This is a genomic window from Rhodococcus sp. NPDC059968, assembly GCF_042738615.1.
Lineage (GTDB): Bacteria > Actinomycetota > Actinomycetes > Mycobacteriales > Mycobacteriaceae > Rhodococcus_F.
In genome coordinates this window covers 1-21,111 of sequence record NZ_JBHWUE010000050.1, presented here as the reverse complement: position 1 = coordinate 21,111, position 21,111 = coordinate 1, and the positions used below count along the sequence as shown (strand labels likewise).

Below are 21,111 nucleotides of genomic sequence, written 5' to 3'. Positions count from 1 at the left end.
GCGGCGCGCAGTGGAGCAGTGTTCGTGGGATCGTTCCGAAGTTGCCGGATCCGGCTCAGCCCAACGACTCTGACAAGAGCCTGTAGACGGAAACCGAGCGGGCTAACCCGCCGAACGTGCGTGGATTCCAGCCGGTCAGCTCAGCCCACCGCTCGAGTCGATAGGTCACCGTGTTGGCATGCAGATGCATGCTGCGTGCCGTTGCCGCAATCGACATCCCCATCTCGGAGTAGATCCACACCGTTTGTACAAGCTGCGGGTTCCCTCGGGCAATCGCGAGCGCATCCCTGACGATAGGCTCAATCAGGTCGATCCTGGAAAGCACGCACGCTTCGAACCAGACGTCCGAGAAAGCCGCCACGTCGTCTGGAGTTGCGACCGAAAGTGCCAATCGCGCCTCTGCGAGACTCGACGCCGCCCCGGAGAGCGAGGCCCGCGAAAGACCGACTCCGATCCGGCCATCGGGAAGATGCCGTCTGATGGCGGAAGTCAATCTCGGCAGATCGACAACCTGACCCACGAAGTGGACATCAACGTCCTGGTAGGCGAGAGCAAGAACCCTCGCATGTTGCTCCATCTCTCGTTGAGCCGCACCCGAGAGAAACTGCCGCTGCTCGTTCGAGCGCCAGACGACGGCGACGTACTCCTCCCCTGGGTCGAAGCCGATCGTCTCGGCGATTCGCCGAGCCTCGTCTGCGCCACCGGTGGTGTCGAGCAGTTCAAGTAGCCGCTGCGACAGGGTGATGCGGTGACTCTGCAATCCGCGGAGCTCGTCCGTATGGGCCTCGGCGATCACACTCGTGAGATCGTGCAGGGACTCGAGCATGAGCCCAGCCACCTCCGGCAGCAACGGAGCAGCGTCCTGGGCCTGGTCGCACAGAGAACGCCACAATTCCCGCTCCCCGATGTGGAACCCGGCCACCAGGATGTCGAGAGTCACGCCCTGGCGCGCTCGAAGTTTGGCCAGCTCCTCGACCAGCGACAGGTCTTCCGCGTCGAGCCGGCGATGCTGGGAGATGGCAACCACTCGCCGCCGCAATTGCTCGTTGACCACCGCCAGGTGATCACCGGGAGGCACTACTGCGTAGCCGGGGAGTTCCAGTCGAATCCGATCGAGGGAGCGTCGGCACAGCGCCTGGAATCGTGCATGCACGCGGTCGCAGAGCCTGACTACCGGAGTCCAGTCGTCCATAGGGCCTCCTTGGGGATTTTCACCAAATCAGTGACTCGATTGCCCTTAAAACTCCGGGAACATGCCGGAGACCTGGGGGAGTGCTCGGGATTATGGTGACTTCACCACGATGCTACGCACGGCTGAGGTTTGCCGAAAGCAGGTCCCCCGCGAATACGTGGCCAAGCGACCCGGGAGCGAGAACACTTTATGTCGTCCAGCACCACCTCCAGACCAGCGCCGGTGGACCTTGTCCTCGAACGGCGTCCGCCCCTTTCCGGAATCGGGGCTTTGATACGACTGCTCGTCGAGCAGCGACGCCTCGATAACGAGCAAGGCCGGAACACAGCGATGCTCATCTCCGGGTACGAGGGATCACCGCTGGCGGGCCTCGACCTCGAGCTGAGCAGGCAGAAGGAGTTCCTCGCCGAAACTGCGGTGGTGTTTCGTCCGGGCGTGAACGAGGAACTCGCGGTGAACGCCGTCCAGGGCTCACAGTTGGTATCGCTGATGGACGATGCGCTCTACGACGGTGTGGTGGGCATCTGGTACGGAAAGGCTCCTGGGCTGGACCGGGCAACGGACGCCTTTCGCCACGCCAACCTGGGTGGTTCATCCCCGTCCGGTGGAGTGCTGGCGCTCATCGGCGACGACTCGACAGCAAAATCGTCGTCGACCCCGAGCAGCTCCGAAATGGCACTCGCCGAAATGTGCATGCCGGTGCTCGCACCGTGTGATGCCGCAGAGATCCTCAAGTTCGGCCTGCACGGCATCGCGATGTCGAGATTCTGCGGGCTGTGGACGGGCATGAAGCTCGCTACCAACGTCGTGGACGGAGCCACGACGGATCGATCCGTCACACCTGTAGTGCCGATCATTCCCAGCAACATCGTTGCCGGCGTCCCATACGAGCACCGACCTTCCGCGACCTTCATGCAGCCGGCCATCACAGCGATGGAGGAGAGCATGGTGACGACAAGGCTCGAGCTTGCTCGGCGCTACGCAAAAGCGAATGCCCTCAACGTGGTCGAAGGCGGTTCTGATGCCAGAATCGGGATCATCACGGCCGGAAGCACATACCTCGATGTCCAGCAAGCGCTCAGAGAACTCGGGATCACCCCCCAGACGCTGTCGGACCACGGCATCCGGTTGCTGAAGTTGGGGATGGTCTTCCCTCTGGAGCCGACCGTGATCTCAGAGTTCACCGAAGGTCTCGACGAGGTCCTCGTCATCGAGGAGAAGCGCCCCTTCATCGAGACCGAGCTCAAAGCCATGCTCTACGGCACCGTCGACGCACCCGCGGTGTTCGGCAAGAAGAAGCCGGACGGCACACCCTTCCTGCGCCCGTTTTCCGATCTTCCGCCCGGTACCATCGCGCAGGCAGTTGCATCCCGGATTGCGCCGCGAGGGAAGAGTGCCGGACCCTCTCCGGCGGCGGGTGAAGCGAACGATGCCCTACCCATCAGGTTGTCACTGACTCCCGTGATGGATCGGACCCCCTATTTCTGTTCGGGGTGTCCTCACAATCGATCCACCGTGGTCCCCGAAGGTTCGCTCGTGGGCGGCGGAATCGGTTGCTCGGCTTTGGCGATGCTGATGCCGGAAAGTCGAGTCGGAGACATCACCGGTCTGAGTCAGATGGGCGGCGAGGGGGCGCCGTGGATCGGGATGGCGCCCTTCGTCCGCCGGCAGCACCTGATTCAGAACCTGGGAGACGGCACCTTTCATCACTCCGGCAGTCTTGCCATTCGTGCCTCGGTGGCAGCGGGCTCACACATCACGTACAAAATCTTGTACAACAACGCGGTGGCCATGACCGGGGGACAACAGCCGATCGGGAAGATGTCCGTGGTGGACGTGGTCTCATCGCTTCGTGCCGAGGGTGTCGCGAAGATCGTGGTCACGACCGACGACGTCAAGAAGTACCGGCGCGCGCGCCTACCGCGTGAGGTCCAAGTACGCCATCGCGACCGGCTGATCGAGACGCAAGAAGAACTCGCTCGGATAGAGGGAGTCACCGTCCTGATCCACGACCAGGAGTGCGCCACCGAACTCCGGCGTAAACGCAAGCGCGGCCTGGTGACCGAACCCACGGAACGGGTTCACATCAACGAGCGCGTCTGCGAGGGGTGTGGAGACTGTGGTGCGAAGTCCAACTGTCTTTCGGTCCAGCCGGTGGAGACGGAGTTCGGGAGAAAGACCCAGATCCACCAAGCGTCCTGCAACAAGGATCTCTCGTGCCTGGACGGGGACTGCCCGTCGTTCCTTACCGTGACTCCCGGGAAGGTCCCTGCGCCGCTCCGATCCACCGGAGGTCCGGTTACGGATCTCGGAGTGCCCGAGACCGCAACCATTGAAGGCGTGTTCAACATCCGCATGCTCGGGATCGGAGGCACGGGCATCTTGACCACGGCCAAGATCGTTGCAACCGCAGCTGACCTGTCGGGTATGCATGTCCGCGGCCTCGACCAGTTCGGCATGGCGCAGAAGGGCGGGGCTGTCATCTCGGACATCCGGATTTCGGCCACGCCGTTCCTCGAGGCAAACAAGATCGGCCCGGACGAATGCGATGTGTACTTGGGATGCGATCTGCTCGTGGCCGCGAACGCGACGAACCTCTCCGTTGCCAGCCGCGGTCGCACGCGTGCGATCGTCTCCACGTCCAAAGTGCCGACCGGATCCATGGTGACGGATCCGAACGTCAACTTTCCAGAGCTGGATACGCTGACCGCCGCGATCGAGAACACAACGAGATCTGAAGGATCCTGGTTTGTCGATGCTCGGGAGCTCTCTCAGGCCTTGCTCGGGAGCGACGACGGCTCAAACATTTTCATGCTGGGCGTCGCAGCGCAGTCCGGCGCGTTGCCCATCGCCGTCGAGCGCATCGAAGAGGCTATCGAACGGAACGGAGTCGCAGTCTCGGCGAACCTCCTGGCCTTCCGGGCCGGACGCCAACATGTGGCCGGCGGTCAGCAACCGGCTGCTGACCTGAAACCGCAGTCGCAGCCCACTCCGGAAACCTCTGCGGCCGCACAGGACATTGCAGCACTCGTCAAGTGTGAACCCAATTCGGAGCTCGCACAGCTCGTCCTGAGACGTGTGGATGAACTGATCAAATACCAGCGACCGGCATACGCTCGCAAATACGCGGGGCACGTCGAGGAGGTACGTGACTGGGAAATGACTCACGCAGCGTCCGAGGATGTTACAGAGTCATTCGCGCGTCACCTGCACAAGCTGATGGCGTACAAGGACGAGTACGAGGTCGCTCGCCTCAGTCTCGATCCGGCTCTCATCCGCGAGCTGAAACAGGCCTACGGCGACGACGTCACATACCGCTTCCGGTTGCACCCACCGCTACTGAGGGCTCTCGGGCTCAAACGAAAGCTGAGTCTCGGCCCGTCCTTCCGTATCGTGCTGACGCTGCTCTACATGATGCGGGGAATCCGGGGCACCGCCCTCGACCCGTTTGGCTATGCCAAGGTCAGAGTCATCGAACGGCGGCTCATCGATGAGTACGTCAGAGCGATGGAGGCCGCGATGGATGCGGTCACCGACACGAGTGGCATGGCGCTGGTGAACGAGATGGCTGCCCTGCCAGATCTGGTGAGGGGGTACGAGGACATCAAGCTCGCCAACGCGGAAATCTATCGCGATCGCCTCGCCGCACTCGTCGAGAAGCTGCCTCCGGTGATCGTGAACACTGAAGACTTAGTTTCCTGAGCCGTCAATTCGGTCGCAGTAATTCCCGATCGCGTCGAGGATCTTGCCGGCGGCCTTGACCCAGACGAATGGTCGGGGGTTGTCGTTTCACGTGTCGATCTATTCGCGGATGTCCTTCTTCAGGCCGCGAGCAGATCGACACGTGGAGCGCTGCAACTTCTTCGCCGTCCGTTCGGCAACACTGCTCGACGAGGTTCAGCCAGGACGCACTCGTTGGTGTGAAGTGGACCGTGAAGCGGGGGCGCCACTAGCCACCGCTCGACCGCCGGCACCTACTTGTGGAGGCCGTTGTCCATCTTCGGGTTGGCGACACAGTCACCAACCCCGACCGGGAGGAAGGGGACATGCCCACCCTCACGCCGTAGCCGTGGAACTCCTCGGCGGATACCGAGGAATCGATCTTTGCGCAGGCACTTCAGAAACTCGGTGGCGGCGAATTGCTCAGTGCGACCACTGAAGTCGCCAGGCAATGCTCATCTTCTCGAGGTGCTCGCCCATCGACCGTGTCGACCAGCGCGTGGTATCAGACCGGGGGCCACTTTCAAGGTTGCCGGGATCATCTCCTCGATCGAGAATCATCCACCGTCTGCGGGCGACCCGGACGCGGCTCGTCGAGCCGACCAAATCAGCGCAGTCCTAGAAAACGGGGTCCGATACCGCGTACCATCCGGCCAGTCCCAGCCGCACGCCGATTTTCGCGTTGGGTCCACCTCGGCGGCGGCCCACGATCCCCGATCGCTTCGCCAGGCTTGCCGCGCTCGTTCGGCGACGCGCCCACGAATCCAACTCGGCACGCCCGTCATTGGTTAGCACGAGCGCCACTACCTGCGTACCCCTCGAAGCCATGCCCGGCATTACCAACAAACTAGTGGGCAAGACACTAGCGGCGAGCGCCGTAGCGGCTGCCGATCTCCTGGGCCGTCTGACGAACCAATGCGGCAAATTCCTCGAGGCGAGGCAGCACCCGAGCCTCAGGCCCGGTAACACTGATTGCCGCGACCAGCTTGCCGTTCCTGTCTCGGATGCCATGGGCAACCCCGTACACCCCGACAACCGACTCACCTCGATTTTGTCCGATCCCAGTCCTTCTTACTTCCTCCAGTTCGGCTCGCAACGTGTCGGGATCGCCCGCGGATGCTTCGACCTCAACCGTGCGCCCGTTACGCGACGCGGACTCTGCAAGGAATACCTTGCCCATGCTCGTGTTAACCATCGGCCGGCGTTCGAAGAGCGTCGGCACGTACCGGATGGGCTCGTCGGAAGGGACTTGGTCGACGTACGTGACGCTGGTGCCGACTGCGGTCCCGAGGACGACAGTTTCACCGGTCTGAGCTGACAGCGATTCAAGGTGGCTTCGGGCCAGTTTGGTCAGCACGGAGAGATCCGGAGACCGAACGATTCCCTCCAGACCGGGGCCAATTATGTAACCGTTGGGTACCTCAGTGAGATACCCAACGGCCACCAAACCGTGGAGGAGGCCGTTGATCGAGCTCTTGGGGCTATCGAGCGCCCGCGCTAAGTCGGCCAGTTGCATTCCGTTTTTGCTTCTCGAGACGGTCTCCAGAATCGCGGCTATGCGATCCACTGTGCGGTGGTGCCGGATCATTCACTGCCTCCATGCTTGGATTCGCCCGCTAAAGGGTGTCAGTTCGAAGTGCACGGCAACTGTACAGCCGCTGGGTCAAGCGTGCGTATTTAGGAACACAAAGTCGCTGTATGTAGGCGTGTCGCACACGAGTCAAAACCGTCTACCGCAGGGCTCGTTTGTCGAGAAACCCGCTGCGCAGAGGCTTGTTCGGAGAGCTTTGAGGCCCAGTGCGGTGGCGTTGACACGTCTTGCTCGCGGCGCGGTGGCGGCGTGTAGTCTTCGGAAGACTCTTGTGTCTGGGGCACGGGAATCCCCCATCTGGGCACCTGGTGTCAACGACGGGATTTCGCCTGCCTCGTGGGGATGGGGTGCGGCAGCGCAGCTGCGGAGCCGCCCGGTCCACGCCGACCCGTCGCCACCCCAGGGCCGGGAACGGGTAGTCGTCGTCCGATCATGCCAATTCGCGCGCGGGGGCGGGGGCCTGGCACTGGCCATGAACCACGCGCATCTGGTGCACGGCCCCGTCCGCGTCGGCTGCAGGACCGGGGGTTACCTGAACCTGGCGGCTCGATCGGACGGCTACCGTCTGCCACCGCGACACTGGCCGGTGACCGCCAGCGTCGTCAAACACGACGGGCGTTTCGATGGCGCTTTGCCCACGCGATCCGGATAGACCGCAAAGGGGGTGGAGAAGCCATTCCACTGATGCTGGTGGCGCACCTTGTCCGCCGATCTCACCGTCGAACAAGCGAGCAACGACTGCATGAGTTCTGCTGGGTGCGGGGTGACATGGGCGCCTCCGTCCCACGCGCGGACCGGAAGGCGTCGGTGGAAACCGTAGCCACGAAAGAACAGTTGACGAAGCCGCCGGAGTTGGCATCCGCACAGTTCAAACGTCACCCGGGTGGTGCTCGGGTCGAAGGTGATCGAAACGTCACCGTTTCCAGATCACCGTCGCCCACCCGCTCGCAGACGACGGCCACCGCCACGGTGTGATGGTCTGCGATCAGGGCCATCTTTGTGCGCTCGAGTAGGCGGCTATCGGCCGCCAGGCCTACTAATTTCCCGCACCCACGAGAGGAACGAATTCGACCCGGGCCTGATGGGCCCGCAGCGGCGGACGCGTTGCGCCGCAGCACCTCTGCTATCGCCACATCATCACCAGGTCAGGCCGAACCGTCCTCGACTGCCGCCGGATCATCAGTGCTCGACCTCAGCGCGCCTACGAGCGGGTCGCCAGAGGAAGGAACACCCTCGCATGAGTATTACACCGGCAACCGATGCAATCCCGGGCGCCGACCACTGCCGGGGCGGCAAGCCTTGCCAACGCCTGCGCGAACACCCGACAATGCTCAAACTGCACGAGATGCCGGCGAAGCCCTATCGAGAATCTCAGGCTGCGCCCAGCAAGACAACCAGTCGAGGCGACCGAAGCCCGCCGGTTGGAGGGACGGTTCCGGTTCGCTTGTCTGCCGCCACCCCGGCTTGCAGCTCATCGGCTACACGGTCGCCGTCGACCTCAATCGTGACAAAATGTGGCCCAAGCTCTCAACGACGAACTGGACCTCCAGGATTCTCGGATGCCGCTTTCCCACGAACATGTGACATCAGAGCCCCAAGTATGCCTGGCGTACACTCGGATCCGAGGCGAGCTCAGCCGCCGTCCCCGCACTTACTATCTCTCCGTGGACCGCGACGTAGCCTCGGTCGGCGACACCAAGCGCCAGTCCCGCATTCTGCTCGACGATCAGCACGGTGACGCCGTCCTGTTTGAGCCTGCGAATGATTCCCGCGACATCTTCAACGATGTTCGGGGCGAGTCCGAGTGAAGGTTCGTCGAGCAGTAGGAGTCGGGGTTCAGCCATCAGTCCGCGGGCGATCGCGAGCATCTGCTGCTGGCCGCCGCTGAGTGAGCCCGCGGGCTTCCGGAGATGGTGACGCAACATGGGGAACTGGTCAAGGATGGAATCGAGATTTGTCGTGACGCTCTGGGAATTCCGCAAGTAGCCACCCATGCGCAGGTTCTCCAACACACTGAGCCCGGGGAAGACCATTCGGCCTTCCGGGACGTGCACGAGTCCCGACCTGACAATACTCGCGGACGAGGCGCCCGTGATGGACTCGCCGTTGAACTCGATTGTTCCGCTTTGGGGCCGATGTAGGCCGGACAAGGTGCGTAGTGTCGTCGATTTCCCTACGCCGTTCGAGCCGAGGATCGTGACGACCTCTCCCGCTTCGACTTCAAAGGACATGTTCCGCAAGACTGATGCGTTGCCACGTCGTACACACAGGGCAACGACCTTCAGCAGCACACTCATTTGTTTCCCCCCAGGTATGCACGGATGACGGCGTCGTTCTGCGAAATCTCCGCCGGCGTTCCCTCGGCCAGGAGTTCGCCGGCGTCGAGGACGACCAATCGGTCCGAGACAGACATGACCAAGCCCATGTTGTGCTCGACCAGGCAAACCGAGATCCCCAGCGCCCCACGTAAGTGCTCCAGGTCGCTGCGCAGCTGGCGGACCTCCGCGCCGTTCAGACCAGCTGCAGGCTCGTCGAGGAGCAGGACTGTCGGTCGCGTACAGGCTGCGGTGACAACGCCAAGCCGTTTGAGTTGTCCATAGGAGAGGTCGCCCGCACGGACGTCGCGGAAAGCGAGGAGGCCGAATTGGTCAAGATGCTCGTCGATGCGACTGGCCTCGTCTTCTCCACCTGGTTGTTCACGTCTCGAATGCGTCGACAACGCGTCGACCGCGATACGGATGTTGTCTCGGACCGAGAGCGCCGCAAAGCATCGTGCCTGCTGAAACGTCCGCACGAGACCACGCCGAGCTCTCCGTGAGGCGGACCACTTTGTAATGTCGTTTCCCTCGAATGTCACTGTCCCCAGCTGGGGAACTGCAAAGCCCGAGAGTAAGTTGAAGGTGGTCGTCTTGCCGGCCCCGTTGGGGCCGATCAGGCCGAGGATCTCGCCCTTTCGGAGATTGAACGAGACGCCGTTTACCGCACGGACACCGCCGTATTGACGTACGAGCGACTCTGCGGTGAGCACTGCCTCAGTCATGCGCCATAACTCCTGTCTGCGTTTTGACGTCGTCGGTTGGCTTCTCGTCAGGCTGATGCGCGGACTGCTTTCCCGTCAGCCTGTCGATGCCCTGCTTGAGCAATCCGAGAATCCCCATCTGCGCGAACAGAACGATGACGATAAGCAGTGCACCCGAGAGTGCGTCGCTGTAGTCGCCGCCCACATGAAGCCACTGGGTCAGCCCGATGTAGACCGCCGCGCCGACGAGGGGACCGAACCGAAAGCCCAGACCTCCCAGGACAACGCAGGCGATGAGGGTGACCGATGCGTGGAAGCTGAAGAGGGATGGTGTGATGAACTTGAGCGTGAGGGCGTACAGCGAGCCCGCAAGCGAAGCGACCGCGGCGCTCAACATGAATGCCAGCACCCGGTATTTCAGCGGATGAACACCGAGAGACGCCGCCAGAGGCTCGTCCTCACGCAGAGCTACGACAAATCGGCCGGCTCTCGTGCGCTCGAGCCAGCCGCACAAGACAAGCGTTACTGCGTTCGCGACAGCCAGCAGTATGACCAGCCCCTTGTCGGAGCCGAGATCGAGGCTCCAGGAACCGATGGTGATTTCCCCGGGCGAGGCCGCGACGACCACTCCTGTCGTGCGCCCAGCCGGTTCCCAACTCGTCAGAAGTACGACGATCAGGAGCGAGGTGATCAAGGTCATTACCGCGAACGCAAATCCTCGAAGATTGAGTGTCACGTATCCCACGACCACGCTGAGGGCAAGAGCCAACACCATCCCAACGAGTACGGCCAGCCAGAAGTTGATCTGTTCATCCTTGCAAAGGACCGCAACGCTGAATGCTCCTATTGCAGCGAATCCCATCTGCGCCAGGGATAGTGCCCCGGCGTAGCCCCAGATGATGTTCAGGCTGGTACCCCACAGTGCCCAAGCCAGGATTAACGCGGCCACATACACGGCCAGTGAATCACCGAAGGTGCAGAAGGCAGCAACCGCCAGGGCAAAGGTCAGCCACGCAACGATCGGTGAGGAGAAGTGCACCGCGAGCCTTTTCACAGTCTGCTCCCTTGAGCGGTCGAAACAATTCCCGTGGGTCTGAAATAGAACACGACGATCAACAGGCCGAAGGTGAGCACCTGCGCGGCCGTTCCCGACCACAAAGAGATGCCGATCGACTCGATCAGTCCGATGAGTAGACCTCCCACAACAGCGCCTAGTGGACTGCCTGCCCCACCGACAATCAGTGCGATGAATCCGACGACCAGCAGTGAGTCGCCCAAGACGGGTTCGACCGGCAAGATCATTGCGATCAGGGCCCCAGCCAGGGCAGCGAGCAAGGTGCCCACCGCGAACGCGAGGTGCCTGATCCGTTCCACGGACACACCCATGAGTGACGCGGCCTCAGGACTCTCCCCGGCAGCTCTCAGGGCGACCCCTGCCTTCGTACGCTTGAGGAAAAGTGCGATCGCGACCAAGATTACGATGGTCGCCACGATGACGAACAGCCGTGTGGCCGGCAGTCGCACGAAGCCGAACTCGATCACCCCTGATACCGGAGGCGGAATGTCCCGGGGAGTGGGTCCCCACACCTCGTGAAGTACGTTCTCGACGATTGCGATGAGGCCGACCGAGATGAGTAGGCCGGTAATCGGCGCAGCCCGCGCTCGCGCAAAGAGGACGACGTCGAGACCGGCACCGATAGCGGTCGCTGCCACTGCCACACATGCCACTGCCAGCCAATACGAGCCAGTAGCGTTGTACAGCGCGAACGTGGAGTACGTGGCCAAGAGCAACAGCTGCCCATGGGCAAAGTTGACGATGTCGAGAAGGCCGAATATGAGCGTTAATCCGAGACCGATGAGGGCGTAGATCGATCCCGTGGTGAGACCGTTCACGATGACGGTCAGCACTTGATCCAGAGACATAGGGTCTCAGGTCCTTCCTATCGTGGGGAGGTGTGTCAAGGCCGCCGCAGGGCGCGCGGCCTTGACACACGGGATCCTCTACTCGCTGCTACGCGTCTTGGGTTCGATCAGCACATACTCGGAGATCTGACCTGCGTTGACGAAGCCAACCTGGCTGCTGTGGAAGGCGTGGTGCTTTGCATCGAATGTCATGTCGATGGTGCGGCCCTCGTAGTCGCCCGCCTCGTCGGTGGTCATTGCCTTCGAGATCGCCGTGAGGTCGTCCGTGGTTCCGGCAATCTCCATGGCCTTGGCGAGCATGCGAATCGACTCGTAGTACAGGACGCCCCACGAGGACCCAGATTCGGTTGGCGGCGATCCGTACTTCTCGGCGAACGCGTCACGGTATGCCTGCACGTCGGGATCGTCGGTCACATCGACGGCTCGACCGCTCAGTGCCACCACGCCGTTCGGAATGCCTGGGTTGTCGGCGAAGGCCTTGCTGGACACCCCCGACGTTCCGACGAACACCGGCTGCGTGAAGCCTGCTTCGACGGCTGCCTTGAGGATCGGCGAAACCATGGAGTCGACGTAACCCGCGAAGACCATATCCGGATCAGTGCGCTTGATCTTGTCGATGTATGGAGCGAAATCCCTTGTCGTGGGATCGAAGAAGTCGTCGTACACGACCTTGATTCCGCGGTCCTCGAGAGCCTTCACGATGGCTGTCTGCTGTGCCTCGCCAGATGCGTCCTGCGCCATGACCACCGCGGCCGTCTTAGGGGCGTACCTATCTGCGGCAGCCTCGACGACCGTCGGAAGTGCATAGGGGAAGTCCAACTTTGGCATGAAGAGGTTCGCACCCTTGTCTGTGCCCAAGTGCGGAACCGCAGAACTTGCGATCGTCAACATGAGGGCGTCGTCTGTATCGCGCGTGCTCTGCAGAATGGGGCCGGTGAGCGTGGCCAGAGCGGGCGCAAAGATGAACTTGCACCCTGACTGCTCGAACCGCTTCTGCACCGCGAGGCCTGTTTCGGGATTCGACTCATTATCGGCGACGACCAACTCGAACGGGACCTTCTTACCGTCGACGATCAACCCATCGCCAGAGTTGATCTCCTGAGTTGCGATCTCCAAGCCCTGCTCAAACCAACCGCCGAGGCTCGCGGCACCGCCGGTCTGTTCAACACTGGCGCACAGCTTGACGCCGCCCTCTCCGGAAGCACCGGCGGGGTCGGCATCCCCACACCCGCCCAACAGCGCCGAGCACAGTGCTGCTGCGACCACCGTTGGTACCACAGGGCCAGTTCGTTTCATCGGGGTTCCTCTCGTCGGCGGCAGCTAGCAAAAAACATGCGCTGCAAACGCCGCGTGTGTGCAAATAGTCGCATGGGTGGACAATATATCGCTCGCCACATCGGGCCGTCAACGCTGGTACCAGGGCGGTCAACGTGGTAATAGAGCGGAAGGTAGATGCATGGGGGCCGGACAGGGATGCGTACGGATCCCTGTCCGCAGCACGCAAGCGCAATGGCTGATCGGCCCAGTGGCATACCTGTCGAGCCCGCCTGGCATCCCGGGGCGAACGCGGTGGGCGGCGAACGACGATCTCGAGCACAGTGGTGTGGGTTGTAGGCAGTCCCGTGCACTCAGGGTCCGAGGGGGGGGGTGACTTCCCGGCAAGCACGCCGTGACATAGCCGTCGACAGCCTGCCGGGATGTCGGTCCCGAGAGCGAATCAATAGAACCGGATTGGTATCAAAATCGACGTCTGCGCAACATGTTCGGAGACTAGGAAAGGGATGTATGAACGACGGGCATGAACTTCTGACATGGAATATGCTGGGAACCAGGTGATTCGAAACCACTCCTCTTCTGTGAACGGAACGGCCCGGCGCGCTAGCTGATGAATGGTCTCGCCCTACCGCGCGAGGCAGTCCCGGCCTCGTCGACGAAGACGATCCATTAGCACGGCCCAGTTTCTTGCCACTCCATGCCATGACAACACTTCCATCAACAGCAGGGATTTCTTTGCTGCCCCACCCTTGCCTGCCCACGTCGTCGGGTAGGACAACCACCGTCGAGTAGCGGTGACTGGTCGTCCCCAGCGTGCATTGCGTCGCCCAGTCTCAGGCGAGTTGGCGTCTCGGGTGCTGGCCGCCTCATCGATCAGGATTTTGCCGGTGTCTCTGTTCGATGAGCCAGGCGGCGATCTGTGCTCGGGAGGTGTAGCCAAGTTTGGACAGGATACGTTCGACGTGGCCCTGCGCTGTGCGCGGCGAGATGAACAGTTTTGCGGCGATATCCCTGTTGGTCAGTCCCTCGGCAACGAGCTCGGCAACTTGTCGTTCACGTCGGCTCAGAGTGCATACTTCTGGAGTTCTCCCCGCAGACGCGGGTTGTTCATTGAAGACGTATCCGACTGCGTCGTCGACCCTCAATGCGCTGCCGTGCTTGAACTTCTCCTCGAACTGTCGGTTACCGAGTGCGCGGCGAGCCCGTTGCTCGCAGTCTCCGTGGTAGCTCAACTCGGTGAGGTAGCTGGCCATCGTTCCACCAACCTCCCGCCAAATTCCCGCGGCGGCACCGAGGAGGACTGCGGCGCACTCGGGGTGCTGGCCAGCTTCGATCCACGCCAGGGCTTCGAGGCTGCATCCGATTCCGAACGCGTCGTCGGCACGAGCCGACTGTCGGATTCCCTCCTCGATGACCGTTCGCGCCCGGGTGAAATCGCCGTCGCGCCACAACGCCCAGCCGCCGACCATCGCGGACCGCCCGGAGTGCACAATCTCGCCGAGTGTCCCGGAAAGAACCAGCATCCTCTGGTGGCAGACGTGTGCCCTCGGCCCATCGCCAAGCGACATGTAGGAGAGTCCTTCGCCCAACAGGCTCCCGATGTGAAAGAAGACGGCGCCCTCAGTCTCTTGTGCGGCGCTGATCGACTCCTCGAAGTGCGTGATGGCGGAGTCGGGGTCGCTGTTGTAGAGAGCGAGAAATCCTCGAACGTACCCCCGGAGCGCGCGTATCGAGCGGTCATCGGATTGGTCCTCGGCGGAGTCGGCGCGGGCCAGCAGGACCAAGGCTTCAGCCTGGTCTCCCTGCACTCCCGCGACGAGACTGGCCAGGTACAGGGCTTTGGTCCGATCCGCGCTGGATTCGTCGTCCGCAGCGGCGAGGAGCCGGTCGAGCCAGAGCCGGCCCTCCCGGAGGTATCCGCGGGACAGCCAGAATGGAAACAACCCGCTTGCCATGCGTAGGCCGGCGACGACTTCTCCTGTTTTGGATAGGCAGAATTGCAGGGCAGCAAGCAGATTCGGCTTCTCCCTATCGAGGCGATCGAGCCATTCCAACTGGCGCGGGCTGATGGTGTCGGTCGCAGCCCGCAGAATCAGCTGCTGGTACCAGTCCTGAAAGCGACTGCGCAAATTGGGGTATTCGCCCGTGGGTTGGAGTTTTTCCTGGGCGTATTCTTTCAAGATGTCCAGAAGCCGGTACCCGACCGTGCCGCCGATTTCTTCCCGGATCAGGATCGATTTGTCGACCAATGACGTCACGACGTCGAGGACATCGCCGCCGAGCGCGCCTTCCCCACATACGAATTCTGCGGCGTCGAGTTCGAACCTGCCGGCGAACACGGCTAATCGCGACCACAAGCGCTGCTCCTCTGGGGTGCACAGCTCGTAGCTCCAGTCGATGGACCACCGCAACGTCTGCTGCCGGGCGGGTGCAGTACGGCTACCGCCGGTGAGCAGCCGGTACCGATTGGTCAAGCGGTCGAGGATCTGGTGCACGGACATGACTCGCAGCCGGGCAGCGGCCAATTCGATCGGCAACGGCAAACCTTCCAGACGAGCGCAGATGTGCGCCACCGTTACCTGGTTGTCCTCGGTGAGTTCGAACGTGGGAACGGCGGCGGCGGCCCGTTGCAGAAACAACGCCACCGATTCATAGCTGGGCAACCCGCGAAGCGACGATGCACGGCTCATGTCTGGAGCCTGCATCGGCGGAACTCGTGTCACCGCTTCCCCGCTGAGCCTGAGTGGCTCCCGGCTTGTCGCCAGAATGCGTATTTCGGGGCAGGTCCGCAATACGGTGTCCGCCAGCACGGCCACCGACTCGAGCAGGTGCTCACAGTTATCGAGCACCAGCAACAGCCGTTTATCGGAGAGGTACTCGGTCAGCAGGATTAACGGTGCTTCCGCCGATTGGTTCCGCAGCCCAAGGACGTCCAAGACTGCGCCAGTCACCCGTTCCGGATCGGAGAGCTCACTGAGCTCGATCAGCCAGACCCCGTCGGTGAACGCCTGCTGCGAGTCGGTGGCGATCCGCAGTGCGAGCCGGGTCTTCCCGACGCCCCCGATTCCGGTGAGTGTCACCAGCCGAGCCGCGGACAGCATCTTCTTCGTCTCACCCACCTCGTGGCGGCGGCCGACGAAACTGGTCAGCTCGACCGGCAGGTTTCCGCCCTTGGCTCGGATCCGGACTGGCATCGGATTGCCCGAGCCGCCGCCTGAACGCGTCTTTGCTCTGATGGGCGGTGCGGGCACCGGGGTGAGTTCATTTGGGCGGCCCGCGGGGCCGGCTCGATTGGATTGGTCGGTCATGGACATTCTACTGATCACCCGGTCTTCTCTTCGGCTGTGGATGACGTCCAGTTCGAGCATGTCTGTTTCCCCTTTTGGCTTGGGCTGGTGGGGTCTCCACGTTTTCTGGCGGTCACGATCGAAGTTCTCTTAGCGGCTCCGTCCCGGCCTGTTCCGGGGCCAGGTACTCGGCGTACTGTCCGTCTAATTCGGATCTGCTCCGCCGAAGTCCACAGGGGGTGACGTACGGCAGGCCGCATGGCCCAGGGCAACCGGGTGGCCCGCAGTGAGCCTCCCGGTCGCCCTCGGCAGAACGTGGGCAGGTGCACACGTCCTGCTACGGTCCGTTATCGAAGCGACCGCATGCCCGCACGAATCTCTTCTACGAGGTGCCGCGGCTGTTCCCAGGCCGCGAAGTGCCCACCCTTGTCGAGCTTGTTGTAGTGGACGAGGTTGGGATAGGCCTGTTCTGCCCAGCTGCGCGGTGCCTGATAGAGCTCGTCAGGAAAGACGCTCACGGCCACCGGGATGGAGATGCCCCTGGCGGAGAAGAACGCGGACTTGTTCTCCCAGTAGAGGCGGGCCGCAGACACTCCCGTGTTCGTCAACCAGAACAGGGTGATGTTGTCGAGGATATCGTCTCGCGTCAGGCCTTCGGGCTCTCCGGCGAAGACGCGGGAGATCAGCTCCAAACTTTTCACGTCGTGGTCGAGCATGAAGGCTGCCAGACCGACGGGCGAATCCGCCAATGCTGTCAGCGACTGCGGGCGCGACCCCATCTCCACGGCATAGCCGATGTGCTGGTAAAAGAAGGCCAGCTGCTCGCACGCGGCCTTTTCGTCGTCGGAAAGATCGGACGGCAGTGGGTTGCCGGTGAGGAGTGCCTGGTCGACCTCGGGTGGAACCACGCACGCCATGTTGGTGTGAATGCCGAGCAGCTCCGGCGGCGCCTGCACCGCCATCATTTCTGTAACAACCGCACCCCAGTCGCCGCCCTGAGCCACGTACTGCGTGTACCCGAGGCGCTTCATCAGCTCTACCCAGGCACCTGCGATGCGGTCAGGACCCCACCCGGTCGTCGTCGGCTTACCCGAGAACCCGTAGCCGGGCATCGACGGAATCACCAGATGGAAAGCATCCGACGCGTCACCACCATGAGCGGTGGGATCGGTCAGCGGCTCGATGATCTTCAGCTGCTCGACGATCGACCCGGGCCAACCGTGCGTGACGATGAGAGGCAACGCATCCGCATGCTTCGAGCGAACGTGAATGAAATGAATGTCGAGCCCATCGATCTCGGTGATGAACTGCGGCAGAGCGTTCAGCTTCGCCTCAACCTTGCGCCAGTTATATTCTGACCCCCAGTACTGCGCGAGTGCCTGACTCGTCGCGAGTTGCACGCCCTGCGACTGATCTGCGACGGTTTCCATTTCGGGCCAGCGCGTGGCCGCAATGCGCTGGCGCAGCGCTTCGAGTTCGGTCTCAGGGATTTCGACCGTGAACGGACGGATCGCGACTTCGGTTGTAACAGACATGTGAGTTTCCTTGCTGTGCTATTTGGTGATCGAGAATGGTTTGGATGGGTTGGTGCCTCCGACTCATCGAGTCTGTTCTCCGTACGTGGTGAACAGATCAGAGGAAGGCGGTAACGATGGGCAAGAAGAAGATGTTTGGCGGGACGCCCAAGTGGTCGTGGCGACACTCAACGTGTGCAGCAATCGCCCCACGCATCGGGAACGTTTGTAACCCTCGGGCTTAGAACAAGATTGAGTTCGGTAGCTCGGCTCCCCTCTGCTCCGCGGCAATGTACTGGGCGTACCAATCGGGCCAGTTAGGGTCTGGCCGGCCGGTGCGCTGCTCATGCCCGCCGTAGGCGGCCTCGGCGCGTCGAAGGGCGGTGGCATGGTCGGCGGTGGTGCCGAATGACGTTGCGCCGGAATCGATGCGTGCCGCAATGCGAGTTGTCACTTCCTGCAGCTTCCAGGTGTTGCCGTCGGGATCGTGAAAGGTGGCGAACGAGTTGTAGCTGGAATGGTCGGGGTCGGGTCCGGGGACCGGGCCGTTCGCCGTGTAATGGACGATGTCGCTGACATCGGTTCCGGCGGCGGCCAGCTGTCGGTGGGCGGCGCCGATATCGGAGACGATCAGGAAGGCTGCGGCGGAGCCGGGTGCGGCGGTGGTCAGGTCGGTGCCGAAGTGGATCGAGGTGGCGGAGCGGGGCGGGGTGAACTGGACGACGCCGGAGTCGGGCGGTGTGGCGTCTTGTCGCCAGCCGAGGTGGGCGTAGAAGTCGGTGGCGCGGTCGACGTCGGAGACGGGAAGGACGAGCACCTCGAGTTTCATGTCGACGGTCGTGACCGTCGCGGTGGTGGTCGCCTTGGTGGTGCGGGTTTCGGTCGTGCTCATGACTGCCTTCTGGGGATTCTCTGGGAGGGTGACTGTGACGAGGGGACTGGGGGGAGCGCTGACGCTGGTTCGGCCTCAGCAGAGTGATCGACGGTGCAACCGCCTTACATCTCGGTGCTGCTATACCCGCCGGCGAGGATTCGGTTGGCGATGGTGGTTTCGGCGCGACGGTCCCGCCTCTGGTCGCGATGGCGGTCGTGCTGACGCTGCTGCTGCATGGTGTCGTCGTGGTCGCGGGGAATGTCGTGGGCGGCGACCGGGGTGACGGCTGGTGTGGTGGCGGCAGTGGCTACGGCGCCGGCGGGGATGATGCCGAGTGCGGCGGTCGCTACTGCGGCGGCGGCGAATCGCTTCCAGGAGGAGATGCTGGTGTGTGAGTTGTTTCGGTGGAGGTGTGTGCTGTTCATGCCGATAAGACTCGCAACTGCGCGGCGCGTGTGACGGAGATGATCTACTGGCCTCACTACCCGCATTTCATACGCAGGTAGCCCGTGGACCCAACGGAGCGGTCGGCCCAGCCAACACCAGACGGCGAACTCGTAGGCGTGAGCGTACGGACGGCACGGTCGGTATTGGGTGCGACTACCCCATTCCGAAGTGAGACGTCTCCCCGGTCTGGTCGGTCCGGCACTGCGGCAGGCTGCGTCAACCGATCAGAGACCGGACCGCCCCATGGGAATCAGGGCAGGGTGTCACTACACAGTGGGGAGCACTGTCCGAACTACGGCTTTCGGGAATCGATGCTCTCCTCGCGGGCGATCCAGGCGGCAAGCTGCGCGCGGGTTCGGTGTCCGGTTTTCGTGAGGATGCGGTCTACATGTCCTTCTGCGGTACGGGGCGAGATGACCAATCTTTCCGCGATCTCCTTGCTGGTGAGTCCCTCGGCCACCAGCTTTCCCACTTCCTTCTCGCGAGGGGTGAGTTTCACGTTCGCTGAAGGAGTGGCCGGCGCCGCCGGCTTGGACGTGCGCTTTTGCAGCGCGAATTCGATCGACGCGAGGTGTTCGAGGCGTTCCCCGGCCCGGGATTCTTTCTCGAACGCGGAGTCCCCGAGCAGCTGGCGGGTGCGTTGTTCGTAACGAGTCCGTGTGCGGACCAACGTTTCGTTTCCGAAGAGTGGAGAGCTCCCCATCTCGCCGCACAGTGTGCGCCCGATACCCAGCAGACGTGCGGATCGAACGGGATTGCCTTCCTCGATCGCGATCCACGCCAGAATCTCGGTACATGTACTCACGCCCAACCAGTCACTCAGTGACTGCTTCAGTTCGATCGCTTCTTTCAACGAGTCCGAAGCTTGCGGGTACTTGCGCTGGGTCCACAGTGCAAGTCCGCGGGCCCACAGCGCCCATGACGTCGAGAAGTGCTCCCTCAGCGACTTACCTGAGGCGATGGTTTCGTCTGCCCAGGCAAGGGATTGTTCCAGGTTTCCGGACAGGCAGTGCACCAAAGCGAGCTGAGCGCCGCCCAGCAGTGTCAGGGAATTGACCTCCCCTGACTCGGCGTGATGTGACATGCCCGCAGTGAGGAACTCCAACGCGACGTCGAGATTTCCGTTTCCGAGCATCTCCGCCGCGCCCCGGAACTGAACTGCAAACGCCTGGGCGGTTCGATCACCGATCGATTCCGCGACGGCGCTGCATTCCAGCAAATACTGCTTGGAGGTCGGGTTGTCGCCCTGAACCATGGCGTTCCAAGCGATCACCCAGAGCGCTTTCGCCCTCTCGCGGCTCGGCTGCCGGTCGGCCTCCAAGGCTCGGGTCAGCCAGTACCGTCCGTCGCGTAGCAGGCCACTGGCGTTCCAGAAGAACCACAGCGCACCCGCCATCCGGAGACCGGTTCGGGCCTCCCCAGGGGTGGACAGGCAGTACTCGAGCGCCGCCCGCAGATTCGCCCGCTCGTGCCGGAGACGACGGTTCCATTCCAGCTGCCCTGATCCCAGGGACTGGCCCTCGCTGCGTTCGGCCAAACGCAGGAAATAGTCTCGATGATTCCGGCGCCACGTATCCTCGTCGCCTTGCTCGGTCAGCTTCTCGGCCGCGTAGTCCTTGATGCTTTCCAATAGTTTGTATCGAACCGTCGATCCGGATTGAACGGTCGAAATAACCGATTTTTCAACGAGACTGGAGATCAAGTCAAACGCGTCCGGAACAATGTCCGGATCAGTGCAGACGCTCTCGACCGCATCGAAATCGAAGCCGCCCGCGAAGACGGACAGCCGCGCCCACAGGACCTGTTCCTCCGGCGAGCACAGATTGAAGCTCCAATCGATGGCGCCACGCAGCGTTTGATGCCGCACCGGTCCGCCGCGGTTTCCTCGCGTCAGAATTTCGAAAAGTGCGCCCTCGCGGGACAGGACGCGGTCGAGGGGAAGTGATCTGATCCGGACCGCGGCGAGTTCGATCGCCAGAGGGATGCCGTCCAGCCGCCGGCACAGGCGGGCAACCTCCAGGCGGCTCTCGTCGTCGAGGGTGTATCCGGGGACCACAGATGCCGCGCGTTGCTCGAAAAGATCGACCGCCTCGGAATGAAAGCTCTTGGCGTTCTGTCCGTCGGCGAGTTGAGCTTCGTCGGGGACCGGCATGGGAGGAACCTCGAACACGGCTTCCCCCAGCACACCGAGCGGTTCCCGACTGGTTGCCAGGATCTGCACGCGGTCCGTCCGCCGAACAATGTCGGCGGTGATTGTTCCGCACGCCTC

Annotated in this window: 13 protein-coding genes and 1 pseudogene; 1 reads left to right on the top strand and 13 read right to left on the bottom strand. The window is 62.5% G+C overall.

All coding sequences use genetic code 11. The features are described from left to right. Positions 1–55: 55 nt before the first annotated feature. The gene (locus ACFWAY_RS32105) at positions 56–1,192 is read right to left on the bottom strand and encodes a PucR family transcriptional regulator (protein ID WP_378513379.1); all 1,137 of its coding nucleotides are present in this window, start codon (positions 1,190–1,192) and stop codon (positions 56–58) included. Positions 1,193–1,414: 222 nt separating this feature from the next. Between ACFWAY_RS32105 and ACFWAY_RS32100 the strand changes: the two genes are divergently transcribed. After that, positions 1,415–4,894, top strand: coding sequence for an indolepyruvate ferredoxin oxidoreductase family protein (locus ACFWAY_RS32100; RefSeq protein ID WP_378513378.1), 3,480 nt, complete (start codon positions 1,415–1,417; stop codon positions 4,892–4,894). Here the strand turns inward: ACFWAY_RS32100 and ACFWAY_RS32095 are convergent. From ACFWAY_RS32095 to ACFWAY_RS32040, 12 genes and pseudogenes are all read right to left on the bottom strand, one after another. After that, positions 4,883–5,163: pseudogene (locus ACFWAY_RS32095) on the bottom strand (IS630 family transposase); the annotation flags it as partial. The gene ACFWAY_RS32100 and the pseudogene ACFWAY_RS32095 overlap by 12 nt on opposite strands. A 611-nt stretch (positions 5,164–5,774) precedes the next feature. Beyond that, the gene (locus tag ACFWAY_RS32090) at positions 5,775–6,500 is read right to left on the bottom strand and encodes an IclR family transcriptional regulator (RefSeq protein WP_378513377.1); all 726 of its coding nucleotides are present in this window, start codon (positions 6,498–6,500) and stop codon (positions 5,775–5,777) included. A 1,589-nt stretch (positions 6,501–8,089) separates the two neighbouring features. Continuing rightward, the gene (locus ACFWAY_RS32085) at positions 8,090–8,800 is read right to left on the bottom strand and encodes an ABC transporter ATP-binding protein (protein ID WP_378513376.1); all 711 of its coding nucleotides are present in this window, start codon (positions 8,798–8,800) and stop codon (positions 8,090–8,092) included. Further along, positions 8,797–9,531: an ABC transporter ATP-binding protein gene (locus ACFWAY_RS32080; RefSeq protein WP_378513375.1), complete on the bottom strand. Its 735-nt coding sequence runs from the start codon at positions 9,529–9,531 to the stop codon at positions 8,797–8,799. Before ACFWAY_RS32080 ends, ACFWAY_RS32085 begins: the two co-directional genes overlap by 4 nt. A 4-nt stretch (positions 9,532–9,535) precedes the next feature. Continuing rightward, a complete protein-coding gene (locus ACFWAY_RS32075; protein ID WP_378513374.1) occupies positions 9,536–10,576 on the bottom strand; it encodes a branched-chain amino acid ABC transporter permease in 1,041 nt (346 codons plus the stop codon). Continuing rightward, entirely contained in the window at positions 10,573–11,445 is an 873-nt protein-coding gene (locus ACFWAY_RS32070) for a branched-chain amino acid ABC transporter permease (protein WP_378513373.1), read from the bottom strand. Before ACFWAY_RS32070 ends, ACFWAY_RS32075 begins: the two co-directional genes overlap by 4 nt. Before the next feature lie 78 nt (positions 11,446–11,523). Next, entirely contained in the window at positions 11,524–12,741 is a 1,218-nt protein-coding gene (locus ACFWAY_RS32065; RefSeq protein ID WP_378513372.1) for an ABC transporter substrate-binding protein, read from the bottom strand. Positions 12,742–13,586: 845 nt separating this feature from the next. After that, positions 13,587–15,914: an ATP-binding protein gene (locus tag ACFWAY_RS32060; RefSeq protein WP_378513371.1), complete on the bottom strand. Its 2,328-nt coding sequence runs from the start codon at positions 15,912–15,914 to the stop codon at positions 13,587–13,589. 440 nt (positions 15,915–16,354) lie between these two features. Continuing rightward, positions 16,355–17,542, bottom strand: coding sequence for an epoxide hydrolase family protein (locus ACFWAY_RS32055; RefSeq protein ID WP_378513370.1), 1,188 nt, complete (start codon positions 17,540–17,542; stop codon positions 16,355–16,357). Positions 17,543–17,762: 220 nt separating this feature from the next. Continuing rightward, positions 17,763–18,413: a VOC family protein gene (locus tag ACFWAY_RS32050; protein ID WP_378513369.1), complete on the bottom strand. Its 651-nt coding sequence runs from the start codon at positions 18,411–18,413 to the stop codon at positions 17,763–17,765. Positions 18,414–18,517: 104 nt separating this feature from the next. Continuing rightward, positions 18,518–18,820 carry a hypothetical protein gene (locus tag ACFWAY_RS32045; RefSeq protein ID WP_378513368.1) on the bottom strand — a complete coding sequence of 101 codons (303 nt, stop codon included), beginning with the start codon at positions 18,818–18,820 and terminating at the stop codon, positions 18,518–18,520. A gap of 314 nt (positions 18,821–19,134) precedes the next feature. After that, the coding region (locus ACFWAY_RS32040; RefSeq protein WP_378513367.1) for an ATP-binding protein at positions 19,135–21,111 on the bottom strand (1,977 nt) is incomplete at its 5' end.

Bases quoted from the DNA above. Each gene is read 5' to 3' on its own strand.
- ACFWAY_RS32105 (WP_378513379.1), bottom strand. From the start codon at position 1,192: ATGGACGACTGGACTCCGGTAGTCAGGCTCTGCGACCGCGTGCATGCA.
- ACFWAY_RS32090 (WP_378513377.1), bottom strand. From the start codon at position 6,500: ATGATCCGGCACCACCGCACAGTGGATCGCATAGCCGCGATTCTGGAG.
- ACFWAY_RS32085 (WP_378513376.1), bottom strand. From the start codon at position 8,800: ATGAGTGTGCTGCTGAAGGTCGTTGCCCTGTGTGTACGACGTGGCAAC.
- ACFWAY_RS32070 (WP_378513373.1), bottom strand. From the start codon at position 11,445: ATGTCTCTGGATCAAGTGCTGACCGTCATCGTGAACGGTCTCACCACG.
- ACFWAY_RS32065 (WP_378513372.1), bottom strand. From the start codon at position 12,741: ATGAAACGAACTGGCCCTGTGGTACCAACGGTGGTCGCAGCAGCACTG.
- ACFWAY_RS32060 (WP_378513371.1), bottom strand. From the start codon at position 15,914: ATGCCAGTCCGGATCCGAGCCAAGGGCGGAAACCTGCCGGTCGAGCTG.
- ACFWAY_RS32055 (WP_378513370.1), bottom strand. From the start codon at position 17,542: ATGTCTGTTACAACCGAAGTCGCGATCCGTCCGTTCACGGTCGAAATC.
- ACFWAY_RS32050 (WP_378513369.1), bottom strand. From the start codon at position 18,413: ATGAGCACGACCGAAACCCGCACCACCAAGGCGACCACCACCGCGACG.
- ACFWAY_RS32045 (WP_378513368.1), bottom strand. From the start codon at position 18,820: ATGAACAGCACACACCTCCACCGAAACAACTCACACACCAGCATCTCC.